Origin of the sequence: Kitasatospora sp. NPDC057518, from assembly GCF_042802075.1 — a bacterium.
GTDB lineage: Bacteria > Actinomycetota > Actinomycetes > Streptomycetales > Streptomycetaceae > Kitasatospora.
The window spans coordinates 1-14,306 of the sequence record NZ_JBHVEU010000231.1 but is presented as its reverse complement, the minus strand read 5'-3'; the positions used below and the strand labels follow the sequence as shown (position 1 = coordinate 14,306).

Sequence of the window (14,306 nt, the reverse complement as noted above, 5' to 3'; positions counted from 1 at the left end):
CCCGGCGGCGCGGGCCCTTCGCGTCTGCCGGGCACCCTCCGGGGAGGGATCACCCCGCCGAGCCCGGTGCCCGCGGGTGTTTCCGGGCTGGTCCGACATGCAATGAAACGCCGCAAAACGGTCATAGCAGTCGGCGGCGTTGACACCGGATCGGCCAGCTGGTGGGGTTGCGGACGATGTGGTCGTGGCCTGGCGAGGAGGCTCCTGTGCAAGCCCGAGTGTCCGTAGCGGCCGGGCGGCGGCTCAGGTCGCAACTGGAGCAGAGTCCGGCGTTGCGGGAGGTGCTGCAGCACCCCGCGGCGGAGGCGGCGCGGCGGGCCACGGCGCGGACGTGCCGTCAGTTGGCGCCGCGGACGGCGGACCGGCTGATCGCCGATATCAAGGGCACCGAGCCGCTGTTGGCGTCGGTGCGCGAGGAGCGCGCGGACCGGGCGGACCGGGCCGGGCGGCCGGGGCGGCGGGCGATGCAGATCGCGGCCGGGGTCGCGGCCGCGGCGGTGGTCGGCGGGCTGCTGGCCGGTTCGCTGCCGTCGGCGGCGTACGCGGCGGCCACGGCCGCCTCGACGGCCTCGGACGTGGTGAGCACCGCGCCGCAGACGCCGCTGGGCAGCGTGACCGACCCGAAGGTGTTCCCGAAGCCGCAGCAGCAGACCGTGGCGGGCAAGCCCGTCGCGGTTCCGTCCGCCGTCACGCTGGTGAGCGCGCCCAAGGCGGACATCGGCGCGGTGCGGGCCGTCCAGGAGGTGCTGGAGGTCGCCGGGGCGGGCGAGGTGACGCCGCGTCCGGACGGCGGGACGCCGGCCGCCGGGACGCTGGTGGTGTACGTCGGCGGGCCCGCCGAGGGCGCCGGCGGCGAGGTGGACCGGGTGCTGCGGCAGCTGTCCGCCGCCGCGGGCGGCAAGGACGGCGCCGGGCCGACGACCGCGGGGATGCCGGCCGGCGGGTACGTGCTGTCGGCCGGTCAGCTGCCCGCCCAGGGCGGCGGGACGTACGGCGCCGTGGTGCTGGCCGGCGTGGACGCCACCGGCACCTTCTACGCCGCGCAGAGCCTGCGTCAGCTGCTCGCCGCCGTACCGGCCGGGCAGGGGCAGGCGCCGGGTGCGGCCGGGCTCGGCCTGCCCGGGATCACGCTGCGGGACTGGCCGACCGGCGCCCCGGTGCGCGGCGTCACGGAGGGCTTCTACGGCACCCCGTGGACCGCGCAGCAGCGGCTGGAGCAGGTCGACTTCCTGGGCCGCTCCAAGCAGAACTTCTACCTCTACGCGCCCGGTGACGACCCGTACCGGCTCTCCCGCTGGCGCACCGCCTACCCCGCGGCCCAGGCCGAGGAGCTGCGCGAACTGGGCTTCCGGGCACGGCAGAACCACGTCACGCTCGGCTACGCGATCGACCCGGGGCAGTCCCTCTGCTTCAGCTCCGGCAAGGACGTGGACGCCCTGGTGAACAAGCTGGACGGGCTGCGCAAGCTCGGCTTCACCGCCTTCCAGCTGCAGTTCCTGGACGTCAGCTACGACGAGTGGCACTGCGGCGACGACCGCGACGAGTACGGCACCGGGCCCGCCGCGGCCGCCAAGGCCCAGGCCGAGCTGGTGAAGAAGGTGCAGGACCGGCTGATCGCGAGGAATCCGGGCCTGGCGCCGCTGTCCGTCGTCCCCACCGAGTACCACCAGCAGGGCTCCACCCCGTACCGCAAGGCGCTGGCGGCGGCCCTGCCGGAGGGCGTGCAGGTGGCCTGGAGCGGGGTCGGGGTGATCCCGGAGAAGATCACCGGTGCCCAGGCCTCGGACACCGCCGGGCTGTACGGGCACCCGCTGCTCACCATGGACAACTACCCGGTCAACGACGCCACCCCTGACCGGCTCTTCCTCGGCGCCTACACCGGGCGCGACCCGGAGGTGGCCACCCGCTCGGCGGCGCTGCTGACCGGCGCGATGCAGCAGCCGGTGGCCTCCCGGATCGCCGTGTCGACGGCCGGCGACTTCGCCTGGAACCCGGCCGGCTACAAGCCGGACGAGTCCTGGCAGGCCGCCGTGCGCTCGCTGGCCGGGCCGACCGGCGCCGCCCCGACGCCCGTCGGGACGGCGCTGTCCGCCGTCACCGCGCTGGCCGGGAACAGCACCTCCTCGCCGCTGTCCAAGCAGGAGTCCGGCTACCTGGCACCGCTGCTGGACCGGTTCTGGGCGGCCGCCGAGCCGACCTCCGGCGCCGCCCCCGACCTCGCCCGGCTGATCGAGGCCGCCGCCCCGCTGCGGGACGCCTTCGCCACCATGGCCACCGCCCAGCAGACCCTGGCCGGCACCCCGGCCACCACCCAGCTGGCCGGCGAGGCCGCGCCCTGGCTGGGCCCGCTGCGCGACTACGGGCTGGCCGGGCAGTCCGCCCTCGACATGCTGCTGGCGCAGCACGGCGGCGACGGCGCGGCGGCCTGGAAGGCCCGGGTCGAGCTCAACCGGCTGCGCGAGCAGCTGGACCGGGCCCCGGCCACCGTCGGCGCCGGGGTGCTCGGCCCGTTCCTGGACCGTGCCGTGCGCGCCGCCGACAACTGGTCGGGCGTGGGTGGCGGCGCCGCCACCCCGACCACCACCCTGGGCACCGCCCAGGACCACCTGCCCGCGCTGATGACCGACGGCGTGGCCGACACCTTCTACTGGAGCTCCGCTCCCCCGCAGCCCGGCGACGCCGTCGGCCTGGACCTCGGCGCGGGCCGCCCGGTCAGCGGCGTGACCGTGCTGATGGGCGGTTGGGGCAACGGCCCGGACGCCCGGACCGCCGCCGACGACTACATCCGCGACGGCGTGCTGGAGTACTCCACCGGCGAGGGCGGCTGGAAGCAGCTCGCCGTGGTGAAGAACCAGAAGACGGTCAGCGCCCAGCTCCCGCCGGGCACCGTGGTCCGGGCGGTGCGGCTGCGGGCCACCGCCGCGCAGAAGACCGCCGTCGCGGTGCGCGAGTTCACCGTCACCGCCCCGGACGATTCCCCGGCCAGCGTCAGCGGCGGCCCCGACGCGGTGCCCGGCTCCTCCGCCGCCGCCGTGCTGGACGGCAACCCGGACACCGCGTACCGGGCCGCCAAGGCACCGACCGCGATGGACGAGCCGCTCACCGTCGAGCTCGGCGCGGCCCGCCCGCTGGACCGGCTCACCGTGCTGACCGACCCGTCCGTACGCGCCACCGCCACCCTCGCGGTGCGCCGGGCCGACGGCACCTGGGCCGACATCGGCACCGTGCAGCCCGGCTACAACGAGCTGTCGGCCGGCGGCCAGCCCGCCGACGCGTTCCGGCTGACCTGGAAGCCCGGCGGCGACCCTCCGGTGGTCAACCAGGTGATCCCCTGGTACGCGGACGCCCCGGCGGCCCGGCTCAGCCTCTCCGACCCGGCCCTGGACGTGGTCACCGGCGCCTCCGCGCCCGTGACCACCCGGGCCACCGTGGAGGCCGGCCGCCCCGAGGGCACCACCGGCGAGCTGCGCACCGAGGTGCCGCCCGCCGCCAAGGGCCTGACCGTGGCCCCGGCCGGCCCGGTGACCGTGCCGCGCGGCGGCCGGGTGGGCGTGCCGCTGCTGGTCAGCGCCACCGCGGAGACGCCGTCCGGGACGTACCGGGTGCCGGTGCAGTTCGTGGCCGGCGGCACCACCGTCCGGCAGGTGCTCCAGGTGCACGTGGTGCCGCCCACCGGCGGCCCGGACCTGGCGCTCGGCGCCAAGGCCACCTCCTCGGGCGACGAGACGGCGAACTTCCCGGCCTCGGCGGTCACCGACGGCGACCCGAAGACCCGCTGGTCCTCCCCGGCCAAGGACGACGCCTGGGTGCGGCTGGAACTGCCGCAGGCGACCAGGCTGGGCTCGGCGGTGCTGCACTGGCAGGCCGCGTACGCCGCCTCGTACAAGATCCAGGTCTCGGCGGACGGGAACACCTGGACCGACGCCGCGACGGTGGACAACGGCAAGGGCGGCGACGAGACGGTGCGCTTCGACGCGCCCAACGTCCGGTACCTCCGGGTGCAGGGCGTGGCGCGGGCGACCAAGTACGGCTACTCGCTGTGGGGCGTCGAGCTGTACGCGGTGACCCCGCCGGCCGCACCGCAGCCCCCGGCCGGCCAGGGCGGCGGCCAGACCGGCCAGCCCGGCGGCGCGCCCGGGACGCCCGCGACACCTCCGGCGGCGGCGGGCGGGACCGCGCCCAAGCCGTAGCCGTGGCCGTAGCCGTAGCCGTAGTGGCCGTCGCCGGGCCCGGTCACGGGTGGGCGGAAACGCGGCGGGCCGCCGGCTCCCCGGTGCGGGGGGCTCGGCGGCCCATGAGGCGCGTACCGACGGTGTGACGGGCGGGCCCTTGTGGAGCTGTGGTCAGGCGGAGAGCGGTTCGGGCTGCTCACCGCGGCGGACGGGGGCGGGGTGGCCCGAGTGGGCCCGGCCGAGCGGGACCGGGTGGACCGGCTGCTCGGTGCGGTCGTGGTGCTCGTACTCGCCCCACTGCGGGGCGCGCAGCTGGTCCGCGCCGCCGTAGGGCTCCAGGTAGGGCCGCCACCGCGGGTCCTTGATCCCGGTGCCGATGATGCGCCAGGCCAGGCCGCTGGGCGGCGCGGGTGGTCGTTTCATCCGCCAGCCGAGCTCGGTGAGGTGGCGGTCGGCCTTGGTGTGGTTGCAGCGGCGGCAGGCCGCCACCACGTTGTCCCACCGGTGCTGGCCACCGCGGCTGCGCGGGATGACGTGGTCGACGCTGGTGGCGGCGGCCCCGCAGTAGACGCAGCGGCCGTGGTCGCGGGCGAACAGGGCCCGGCGGGTGAGCGGGACGGGCCCGCAGAACGGGACCCGGACGAAGCGGGTCAGACGGACGACGGACGGCGCCGGAAGGGCGCTGGTGGCGCTGTGCAGAGTGACTTCCGAGTCCTCCAGGCTGACCGCCTTGTGGTTGAGGACCAGGATGAGTGCGCGGCGCATCGATACGACGCCGAGTGGCTCGTAGGACGCGTTGAGGACCAGGACATGCGGCACGGATGCCTCCTTGGACGCCTGCGGCGCGTGGCTCGCGCCGGGACGAGCGGTTGGATCGCGCCACTCGTGCGCGATCTCCCCCAGTGTCGCCTTACGCCTTTGTACGGCGCCACCACTCCTGTGTAACGGACCTGACGCGAACTCCGGGTGTGGTCTCTGTCATAGCCGGTATGCCCGGGGGAAGGTCGGGTTGCACCCGGGTGGCGGTGCGACGGGTCCCGGTGACTCCGGCGGGTCGCCCGCCGGGGGCACGGTTCGGCCGTCCGGAGCAGCGCCCCTCCTGCCCCGGACGGCCCCGGAGCCCCGGTTCGGGGGGAGCGTACGGGGGCGTTGACGGGGCGTTCGACACGCTCCGTACGCCCTTGGGCACACCCGTGCGGGGTTCCGGCGTGTCCGGGCCAGCCCGCGGCGGCGGATAGGCTGACGCCCACGGTCCGCGGGCCGCTTGCCGGCGGTGCGGGCCCACCACGCACCCCAGCCAGGAAGGTCCGCACGTGTTCAGCTCCGGTGCCACCGGTCCGTCCGACGCGTCCTCGACGCTCGCCACCCCGACCCCGGCCCCCAGCCCCACCGCGCAGCTGCCCGAGCTCGACCTGCGGATCCCGACCAGCGCGCAGGAGGTCTCGGACACCACCCGGCAGGCCGCCAGCTGGTTCGACACCCACTGGCAGGGCTGGGTGGCCTCCGGGCTGCGGATCGTCTTCATCATCGTGCTCGCGCTGGTGCTCCGGGCCGTCGTGCGCAAGCTCATCACCCAGCTGATAGGGCGGATGGCGCGCACCTCCGAGCACCAGGAGGAGAGCCGGCTGGGCGGGCTGCTGGCCAACACCGGGGTGGTGAACACCGAACGGCGCCAGCAGCGCTCGGAGGCGATCGGCTCGGTGCTGCGCAGCGTGGCCTCCTTCAGCATCCTGGGCACGGCGGCGCTGATGGTGCTCTCCGCGCTGGGCGTGAACCTGGCGCCGCTGCTGGCGAGCGCCGGTGTGGCCGGTGTGGCGATCGGTTTCGGCGCCCGGAACCTGGTCACCGACTTCCTCTCCGGGGTCTTCATGATCATGGAGGACCAGTACGGCGTCGGCGACGAGATCGACACCGGTGTCGCCACCGGCACGGTGCTGGAGGTCGGCCTGCGGGTCACCAAGCTGCGCGGCGGGAACGGCGAGATCTGGTACATCCGCAACGGCGAGGTGAAGCGGATCGCCAACATGAGCCAGGGCTGGGCGACCGCCTCGGTGGACGTCCAGGTCGGGTACAAGGAGGACCTGATCCGGGTCGAGGACCTGATCCTGGCGACGGCCGAGGAGATGGCCAAGGAGGCCCCGTACGACGAGCTGATCTGGGCTCCGGTGTCGATCCTGGGCGTGGAGTCGGTCGCCTCGGACTCGGTGGTGCTGCGGGTCGAGGCCAGGACCGCCCCGGGCAAGGCGGCCTCCGTCTCCCGGGCGCTGCGCCAGCGGCTGAAGGCGGCCTTCGACGGGGCCGGGATCAAGGTCAAGGAGGAGGTCGCCGCGGTGGCCGCCGGGGCGACCGGCGTGGTGATCGCCCCCTCCCCGGTCCCGGCCGCCGAACAGGCCGCACCCGCCGACCGGGTGGCCGAGCCCGTTCCGGCCCAGGCCCCGGTCCCGGCGGCGGCCCGGGCGGCGGACGACGCGTCGAAGCCGTAGCGGTTCGGCCGCACGGACACGGACGAAGCCCCGCTCCCACCACAGTGGGGGCGGGGCTTCGTGGTGTCCGGCCAGAGCCCTCCTCGCACTCTCGACACCGGACCGGAGCCGCTGGACTCCGACCGCCGACGCCCTCGGTCTGCCGTGCCCGCGATCGGGCGGCCGCGGGTACGTCTGGCTCTGATCGGACGTCAGATCGAGTGGGTGGACGGCTCCGTCGGCGCTGGTATGTTCCAGGCGTGAACCGCGACACCAGCGATCTCGTCTCCCGCCTTGGCCGGCCTCTTCGACTGATCGTCACCGGCGGTGGAACGGGCGGCCACACCTATCCGGCCCTCACCGCGATCCGCGCCCTGCGCTCGCGTCTCGCCGGGGTCGACGGCGCCCTGGACGTGCTGTGGATCGGCACCGCCACCGGCCTTGAGGCCAAGGTCACCGCCGCCGAGGACATCCCGTTCAGGACCGTCGCCACCGGGAAGATCCGGCGCTCCGCCAACCCGCTCAAGCTGGTGTCGCCCGCCAACGTCAAGGACATGGGCCGCGTCCCCCTGGGCGTCGCGCAGGCCCGTTCCGCGATCGCCGGGTTCGGCCCGGACGTGGTGCTCGGCACGGGCGGCTACGTCGCCGTGCCGGTCGGGATGGCCGCCCGGATGTGCCACCGGCCGCTGGTGGTCCACGAGCAGACCGTCCGGCTCGGCCTGGGCAACCGGGCTCTGGCCCGGATGGCGACCCGGGTCGCGGTCTCCTCCGAGTCGACGCTCCGGTACCTGCCCGAGTCCGCCCGCGCCACCGCCGTGGTGACCGGCAACCCGGTCCGCCCGGAGGTGCTGACCGGGCAGGGTGAGAAGGCGATCCAGGCGCTCGGCCTGTGGGGCTTCGACCGCGCCCTGCCGACCGTGTACGTCACCGGCGGCGCGCAGGGCTCCCAGCAGATCAACGAGCTGGTGAGCGAGATCCTGCCGTGGCTGCTCGGCCACGCCAACGTGGTCCACCAGTGCGGGCCCAGCCACGAGGCGGGGCTTCGGGAGCGGGCTGCGGCACTGCCGGAACACCTGCGCGCCCGGTACCTGGTGACCGGCTTCGTCGGCCCGGAACTGCCGGACGTGCTCGCCCTCGCGGACGTGGTCGTCTCCCGCAGCGGCGCGGGAACACTGGCCGAACTGACCGCGCTGGGGCGGGCCGCGGTGTTCATCCCGCTGGCGACGTCGGCCGGGAACGAGCAGGAGCACAACGCCCGCCACCTGGCCGATGCCGGCGCGGCGGTGGCCCTCCTCGGCCGGGCCGCCCCGGACACCCTCCAGGCGGCGATCGCCCCGCTGCTGACGGACCCGGCCCGCCGCGCGGACATCGCGCGACGGGCCGCCGAGCACGGCCGGCCGGACGCCGCCGACCGCCTCGTGGACGTACTGCTGTCGGTCGTGGGCCGCTAGTTCTCCAGGTCCGGCAGGTGCCGGACGGCGCCGGCCTGGATGGTGTCCACGCACACCTGGTAGGCGGCGTAGTCGCTCTCCCAGGGGTCGGGCACGTCCTCGCCGCTGACGTAGAGGTCGAGCTTGCCTGCGGCCGGGGTTCCGTCCGCCATGGTCCTGAGTTCGGCGAGGACGGCGTGGTCCATGGCCAGCACGGCGTCCGCCCAGTCGAGCATGCGGTGGTTGACCTTGACCGCGCGGTGGTCACGGATGTCGTACCCGGCGTCCTCGGCGGCGCGGATCGCGTTGCTGTGCGCCGGACCGCCGACGTGGCGCTCGCGCAGCCCGGCCGAGCGGACCTCGACCTTCTCCCCGCCGGTGTGGGCGAGGACCGCGGCGGCGAGCGGCGAGCGGTTGTGGTTGCCCAGGCAGACCACCAGGATGCGGTGGCGCTTCGGGTGGCGGAACATCTCGCTCATCTTCGGCTCCTTGGTGTCGGTCACGCGGCGGCCTTGATCGCGTCGGCGAGCGCGGCGACCGTGTAGCGGACGCTGTCGTGGGTCATGGCGGGGTGGAACGGCAGGCCGAGGATCCGTCCGGCGACCTGTTCGGTGACCGGCAGGTCCCGGTGCCAGGCCGAGAACGCGGCTTGGGTGTGGTTGGGCGGGTAGTGCACGGCGACGCCGATGCCGTGCTCCCGCAGGTGGCGGAAGACCTCGTCGCGGTGGTGGTCGAGGACCACCACGCAGTTGAACGGCACGGTGTTCACCACGTCCACGTCGACCAGGCGGGCGCCGTCCAGGCCGGCCAGTTCGGCCTGGTACGTGCGCCACAGGTGCTGGCGGTGTGCGGCGGTCTGCGGGAAGTGCTTCAGCTGGGCGACGCCGATGGCGGCATTCAGCTGGGACATGTCGAAGCGCATCCCGGGGCCCTGGACCTCGTAGGAGGTCATGGCGGCCCGGGCGTCATTGGACTGGACGATTCCGAACAGGCGCAGGCTGCGGAGGGTGTCGGCTTCCTCACGGGTGCGGGGAATGATCGTGCCGCCCTGGCCGGTGGTGAGGTTCTTGATCGGGTCGTGGGAGAAGCAGGTCAGCACGGCGGGGTCGGCGCCGACCATGGTTCCGTCCGGGCGGCGGGAGCCGAAGGCGTGGGCGGCGTCCTCGATGATCTGGATGCCCCGGTCGGCCAGGTGGTCGCGGATCGGGGTGAGGTCCACGGCCCGGCCGCCGTACAGCACGGGCATGACGGCGCGGGTGTTCGGAGTGAGGGCTTCGAGCACGGTGTCCGGGGTGACGGCCAGCATGCGGGGGTCGATCTCGGCGAAGCGGGGTGCGGCGCCGCTCCAGGTGATGGCCTGGACGCTGGCGCAGAAGGTGAGGGAGGGCAGAACGACGTCGTCACCGGGGCCGATGCCGATCGAGCGCAGAGCGAGGTGGAGTGCCGTGGTGCCGGAGTTCACGGCGACGGTGTGGGTGACGCCGATCAGGTCGGCGACTCCGGCTTCGAACTGGTCGGTGGCCGGGCCGTGGCCCCACTGGCCGCCGGGGAGGACGGCGGCCAGTGCGGCGGCTTCGGTGCCGTGCAGCAGCGGCGCGGCGTTGCGCTCGACGCCCGGGGGCCGCGTGGTGGTCGAGGCCAAGGCGGGTACTCCTTCGTCAGAGCGTGCCGGAGACGGCACGGGACTCGGTGGACATCACGGCGACGTACTTGGTGAGGAAGATGCCGCCGCGGTAGGTGAGCCGCCGATGGTCGACGGGCTGCCGGAAGAGGCCGTTCAGGGTCTGCCGGACCAGGTCGGCTCCGGCTTCCTCGGCGAGCAGGAATCCGGCGGCGAACCGGGCGTTGATCTCGGTGATGACCACGCGCGGGTCGGCGCCGTCGGTGATGAAGCCCTGGACGTCCACCGGGCCGACGGCGCCGATCGCCCGGATCGCCTCGGCGACCCGCTTGGTGGCCTCCGGGTCGTCGATCGTGACAGCGACCATCGACATGCCGGCCTGGACCATCAAGCGCCGTCGCAGGATCGCGGAGGTGCGACCGTTGCGGTCCGTCAGGCAGTCGGCGGAGAACTCCACGCCCCGGACGCGCTGCTGGACGATCGGGGCGGGCACGAGCTCGCACAGCACGCGGGCCTGTTCGCGGGTCCGGCAGAAGTGCACGTCCTTGGAGCCCTGGCCGCGGCGCGGCTTGACTACCAGTTCGGTGCCGTCGGGGGTCTGGTCGATCCGGTCGGGCAGCCAGGTCTGCGGGGTGGGCACCCTCGCGGCGCGCATCGCCTGGTGGAACTCCCACTTGTCGCCCGCGGTGGTGACGCTGGCCGCGGGCGGCAGCCAGGTTCGTACTCCGGCACGTTCCAGATGGCCGCGCAGGTGGACCAGCTGCGGAAGCTCGTTCTCGACGCAGCAGATCAGGGCGTCCGGCTTGAGGTCGTGCACCAGCTCCATCAGGTCCGCGGCGAACAGCGGGCTGTCGGCGCGGGCGATGGTGCGGGCGGTGATACCGGGGGCGAGCAGGCCCGGCGCGAGGGGGTTGGAGTCGGTGCCGATGACCTCGTGGCCGAGCTTGAGGAGCGTGAGCGCGAGGTCGAGGCCAGGGGCCCCGCCGATGCCGGTCACCAGGATGCGGCGGAGCTCCGCCGGGTCAGGGGTGTTCACCTCGCCGCCTTTCACGCGGCGGCCCGCGCGGTGGCGGTCTGCCACCAGTCGGGGTTGCTGCGGTACCAGTCGACGGTCTCGGCGATGCCGGCCGCCAGGTCCTGCCGGGGCTGGTAGCCGAGCTGGGCGAGCTTGCCCCAGTCCATGGAGTACCGGATGTCGTTGGCGGCCCGGTCGGGCACGTAGGTGACCTGGTTCCAGGTGGCGCCGGTGGCACGCAGGAGCATGCCGGTCAGCTCGATGGTGGTCAGGTCGGTTCCGCCGCCGATGTTGTACGCCTGCCCGGGGATGCCCTTGTGGAGGACCAGCTCCACTCCGGCGCAGTTGTCGGTGACGTGCAGCCAGTTGCGGACGTGCTCGCCGTTGCCGTGGACGGTGGTGGCCTTCTCCCCGGCCAGCAACCTGGTGACGAACAGCGGGATCAGCTTCTCCGGGTACTGGCGGGGCCCGTAGTTGTTGGAGGAGCGGGTCACGCACACCGGCACGCCGTAGCTGGAGTGGTAGGCCAGGGCGATCATGTCGGAGGCGGCCTTGGACGCCGAGTACGGCACGGTGGGGTTCAGCGGATCGGATTCGAAGGCGGTTCCGGTGGGCAAGGAGCCGTACACCTCGTCGGTCGAGATGTGGACGAACTTGCGCGTGCCGATGCGGCGGGCGGAGTCGAGGAGCGTCTGCGTGCCGAGCACGTTGGTGGAGACGAAGTTCCCGGCGTCGGTGAGGGAGCGGTCGACGTGGGACTCGGCGGCGAAGTGGACCACGGCGTCGTGGGTCTCCATCAGGGCGTCGACCAGGGTGCGGTCGAGGATGTTGCCCTGGACGAAGGTGAACTTCTTGGAGTCGGTGATGCCGTCGAGGTTGCCGAGGTTTCCCGCGTAGGTGAGGGCGTCCAGGACGGTCACCTTGGCGATGTCGTCGGCGTCGACGAGGCGGCGGGCGAAGTGCGATCCGATGAAGCCGGCACCGCCGGTGACGAGGATGTTCTCCATGGGAGTCACCAATCTGGGTGAGGTATGGCGAGGGTCAGGCGGAGTAGGCGGGCAGCAGGTTGCGGTCGAGGGCCTCGATGAGGCTCAGGCTGTTGCCCACGACGATGGAGGCGGGCTCGGGCGGCCACCCGATGGCGAGGTCCGCGTCGAGCGGGTCGATCGTCAGGAACTTCTCAGGACGGTGCAGCTCGCTGAGCAGGTAGGTGACGCTGGAGCGGTCCGCCAGAGCGAGGGTGGCGTGCCCGACGCCGGGCGGCACGAACAGCGAGGTCCGCCGCTCGGCGTCGAGGTGTTCCAGGTGCCAGCTGCCAAATGCGGCCGATCCGGTCCGCAGGTCCACCAAGGCGTCGAGGACCGCTCCGTCGGTGCAGGTGAGGTACTTGGCGTGGCCGGCGGTGGCGACGCTGATGCCGCGGAGCGCGCCGAGGCGGGACACGACGGTGTTGACCTGGGCCAGGCGGAATGTCCGGCGGGTGGCTGCACGGAACGCGTCCTCCCGGAAGAACTCCTGGAGTTCGCCGCGGACGTCGTGGTGGGCGTTCGCTTCGAAGGCGAACGTCCCGGGGACGGCGAGTGGACGGGCCCTCACCGGCGGCCGTCCTCGGCGAACCAGTCCGGCGCGCTGGTCGGGACCGCCCCTTCGAGGTGGGTCTCGGCGTGGTGGACCAGCAGTCCGAGCACACCGAGGGCAACGACGTTGAGTGCGGCCCAGGACACGGTGACGAACGCCCCGAGGCGGTCGTGGTCGGCGGGAACAGGGCGCGCGGGACCGCACACACCGCTGGTCGGGGTGGTACCGGGCAGAAGCGCCGGGCCGGCGAGCGGGGCGGCGGCGATCCGAGGCATGGGTGAGAAGGCGGTGGCGAGTACGCGCATGGCGAGGAAACCCTTCGAGGGGCAGGGTCGGACGGGAGGCGTCAACGGGCCCGGGGTGGGGAAAGCCAAGGGCTTCGCTCGACGGCCCGACTTACTGATAGACAGTCAACTCCTGGATCCACCAACAGCGCTGGCGCCATTGAAGGGGCCATTTTCTCCGCGGGGGCCGCTTAGGGGGGCCAGGTTCGGGCACTGGACAGTCAGATGCGCAGGGAGCAGGCATGATGGCACCGGACGGCATCGGCGTACTGCTGCGGGAGCGCCGCGAAGCCACTGGCCGTTCGCGCGAAGAGCAGGCCCTGTTCCTGGTGCGGTTCCAGGACGGGGAACCGTTCGACGCGGGGAACTTGAAGCGGTGGGAGAAGGAGAAGCGGCTTCCGACTCCCCGGTGGTACCAACTGCTCGCCGAAGGCTACGAACTGACGGTCCAGGAGATCGTCCGGGCGGTGACCGCCTCCAGGCGCTGGCGCAGGGCAACCCGTCATGCTGACGGCGTTGACGGAGAGGAGGAGACAGCGGTGAAAAGGCGGAGCTTTCTCAGTGTGGCAGCACTGGCAACGGGAATCACGGCGGTGCCCGGCATCGCCGAAGCGCGGACGGGTATCAATGCGGGACTCTCCGGCTCCGATGCCGGCGACCTCGCCTATCTCGACGGGGCCTTCGAGCGTCACCGCGGCGGCTACCACGGGCGCTCACCAGTCGTCGTCCTCGACCAGATGAAGGCCGACCTCAACCTCCTGCGCGACGTACTGGGACGCCCGCACCCCGCCGGCATCCGTACCGACCTCGCGCGCACGGCGGCCGGCATCACCGGGCTGGTCGCGATCATCCAACACGACCGCGGCGACCAGCGCGACGCGCACGGCTGGTTCGCCACCGCCGAGCAGGCCGCCCGTGAATCCGGTGACAAGCAGATGCTCGCCTGGGTGCTCGCCCGCCACGCCATGGTCCCCCTGAACTACGGCGCTTCGAACGCCGCAGCCAACCTCGCCGCCCGCGCGCGGGCCGAAAGCGGCGACGCACCGACCGCCTCGGCGGCACTGGCCGCCGCCGTCACCGCCCGCGCCCTCGCCTCCGCCGGTGATCACCAGGGCGCCCTGCGAGCCGTCGCAGACGCCCGTACCATCGCCGAGCGTCTGGACGGAACCCAGGCTGCCGACACCTGGTTCGGCTACCCGATGCAGAAGCACCACGTGCACCTGAGCCAAGCCTTCACCCTCATGGGCCACACCCGCGACGCCTACGCCGAGCAGGAAGCCGCACTCGCACTCACCCATTCCCCGTCGATCATGGTCCGGGCGCTCCTGGAGATGGACGCCGCCACATGCCTGTGCTCCGACGGCGACCCCACCAGTGCCGTGGACAAGGCCGTCGACGTCTGGGAGAAGCTGCCTCCCGCGTACCGCGGCGGATTGATCCGCACCCGCGCCGAAGCCGTGCGGCAAGTCCTGCCCGGGGCGGCACATGACCGCCTCGAGGAGGCCCTGGCCACTCCGTAGTTTCCGCCGTGCCGCGCCGACCGGCTCGTCGATACTTGGAACGGTCAGCCGCTGCGGTCTCGCACCGGGACCAGGACGCCCCATTCCTCATCTGTTCCCTGTTCACCCCGCATTGGTTCCGTTCCGCCGCGATCGTGATCGCGGCGGAACGGCACAAGAAACTGCGGTCTTCTCACGCTTTCTTGCCTTCTGCACAGGAAGTCGATCGGGCCGACTTCCTGTGC

The 14,306-nt window shown here is 73.2% G+C and carries 11 protein-coding genes and 1 pseudogene; 4 read left to right on the top strand and 8 right to left on the bottom strand.

What is annotated here, in order from left to right; genetic code table 11:
* Window positions 1-281 precede the first annotated feature (281 nt).
* Window positions 282-4,190, top strand: coding sequence for a beta-N-acetylglucosaminidase domain-containing protein (locus ACFU7Z_RS23135; protein WP_380779343.1), 3,909 nt, complete (start codon window positions 282-284; stop codon window positions 4,188-4,190).
* A 291-nt stretch (window positions 4,191-4,481) separates the two neighbouring features.
* Here the strand turns inward: ACFU7Z_RS23135 and ACFU7Z_RS23130 are convergent.
* Window positions 4,482-4,991 (bottom strand): annotated as a pseudogene (locus tag ACFU7Z_RS23130) (HNH endonuclease); the annotation flags it as partial.
* Between the two features lie 494 nt (window positions 4,992-5,485).
* On the opposite strand from ACFU7Z_RS23130, the gene ACFU7Z_RS23125 reads away from it, so the two are divergent.
* Both ACFU7Z_RS23125 and ACFU7Z_RS23120 read left to right on the top strand, forming a co-directional pair.
* Window positions 5,486-6,655 carry a mechanosensitive ion channel family protein gene (locus tag ACFU7Z_RS23125; RefSeq protein ID WP_380779341.1) on the top strand — a complete coding sequence of 390 codons (1,170 nt, stop codon included), beginning with the start codon at window positions 5,486-5,488 and terminating at the stop codon, window positions 6,653-6,655.
* A gap of 239 nt (window positions 6,656-6,894) precedes the next feature.
* Entirely contained in the window at window positions 6,895-8,085 is a 1,191-nt protein-coding gene (locus ACFU7Z_RS23120) for a glycosyltransferase (protein WP_380779339.1), read from the top strand.
* Here the strand turns inward: ACFU7Z_RS23120 and ACFU7Z_RS23115 are convergent.
* Genes ACFU7Z_RS23115 through ACFU7Z_RS23090 form a run of 6 tightly spaced genes read right to left on the bottom strand, consistent with a single transcriptional unit; the run spans window position 8,082 to window position 12,583 of the window.
* Entirely contained in the window at window positions 8,082-8,543 is a 462-nt protein-coding gene (locus tag ACFU7Z_RS23115) for a low molecular weight phosphotyrosine protein phosphatase (protein WP_259316758.1), read from the bottom strand. The two genes, ACFU7Z_RS23120 and ACFU7Z_RS23115, sit on opposite strands and share 4 nt — an antisense overlap.
* Window positions 8,544-8,563: 20 nt before the next feature.
* Entirely contained in the window at window positions 8,564-9,706 is a 1,143-nt protein-coding gene (locus tag ACFU7Z_RS23110; RefSeq protein WP_380779337.1) for a DegT/DnrJ/EryC1/StrS family aminotransferase, read from the bottom strand.
* A gap of 16 nt (window positions 9,707-9,722) precedes the next feature.
* Window positions 9,723-10,721 carry an ATP-grasp domain-containing protein gene (locus ACFU7Z_RS23105; protein WP_380779335.1) on the bottom strand — a complete coding sequence of 333 codons (999 nt, stop codon included), beginning with the start codon at window positions 10,719-10,721 and terminating at the stop codon, window positions 9,723-9,725.
* Window positions 10,722-10,732: 11 nt separating this feature from the next.
* Window positions 10,733-11,707, bottom strand: coding sequence for a dTDP-glucose 4,6-dehydratase (rfbB, locus tag ACFU7Z_RS23100; RefSeq protein ID WP_380779332.1), 975 nt, complete (start codon window positions 11,705-11,707; stop codon window positions 10,733-10,735).
* A 34-nt stretch (window positions 11,708-11,741) separates the two neighbouring features.
* On the bottom strand, window positions 11,742-12,296 hold the full coding sequence (locus ACFU7Z_RS23095; RefSeq protein ID WP_380779330.1) for a dTDP-4-dehydrorhamnose 3,5-epimerase family protein: 555 nt from the start codon (window positions 12,294-12,296) through the stop codon (window positions 11,742-11,744).
* Entirely contained in the window at window positions 12,293-12,583 is a 291-nt protein-coding gene (locus ACFU7Z_RS23090; protein ID WP_380779328.1) for a hypothetical protein, read from the bottom strand. Before ACFU7Z_RS23090 ends, ACFU7Z_RS23095 begins: the two co-directional genes overlap by 4 nt.
* 221 nt (window positions 12,584-12,804) lie before the next feature.
* Between ACFU7Z_RS23090 and ACFU7Z_RS23085 the strand changes: the two genes are divergently transcribed.
* Complete coding sequence (locus ACFU7Z_RS23085) at window positions 12,805-14,082, top strand: transcriptional regulator (RefSeq protein WP_380779326.1); 1,278 nt, start codon at window positions 12,805-12,807, stop codon at window positions 14,080-14,082.
* Between the two features lie 44 nt (window positions 14,083-14,126).
* On the opposite strand, the gene ACFU7Z_RS23080 is transcribed toward ACFU7Z_RS23085, so the two are convergent.
* The coding region (locus ACFU7Z_RS23080) for a hypothetical protein (protein ID WP_380779324.1) at window positions 14,127-14,306 on the bottom strand (180 nt) is incomplete at its 5' end.

Bases quoted from the DNA above. Each gene is read 5' to 3' on its own strand.
- ACFU7Z_RS23115 (WP_259316758.1), bottom strand. From the start codon at position 8,543: ATGAGCGAGATGTTCCGCCACCCGAAGCGCCACCGCATCCTGGTGGTC.
- rfbB (WP_380779332.1), bottom strand. From the start codon at position 11,707: ATGGAGAACATCCTCGTCACCGGCGGTGCCGGCTTCATCGGATCGCAC.
- ACFU7Z_RS23090 (WP_380779328.1), bottom strand. From the start codon at position 12,583: ATGCGCGTACTCGCCACCGCCTTCTCACCCATGCCTCGGATCGCCGCC.
- ACFU7Z_RS23085 (WP_380779326.1), top strand. From the start codon at position 12,805: ATGATGGCACCGGACGGCATCGGCGTACTGCTGCGGGAGCGCCGCGAA.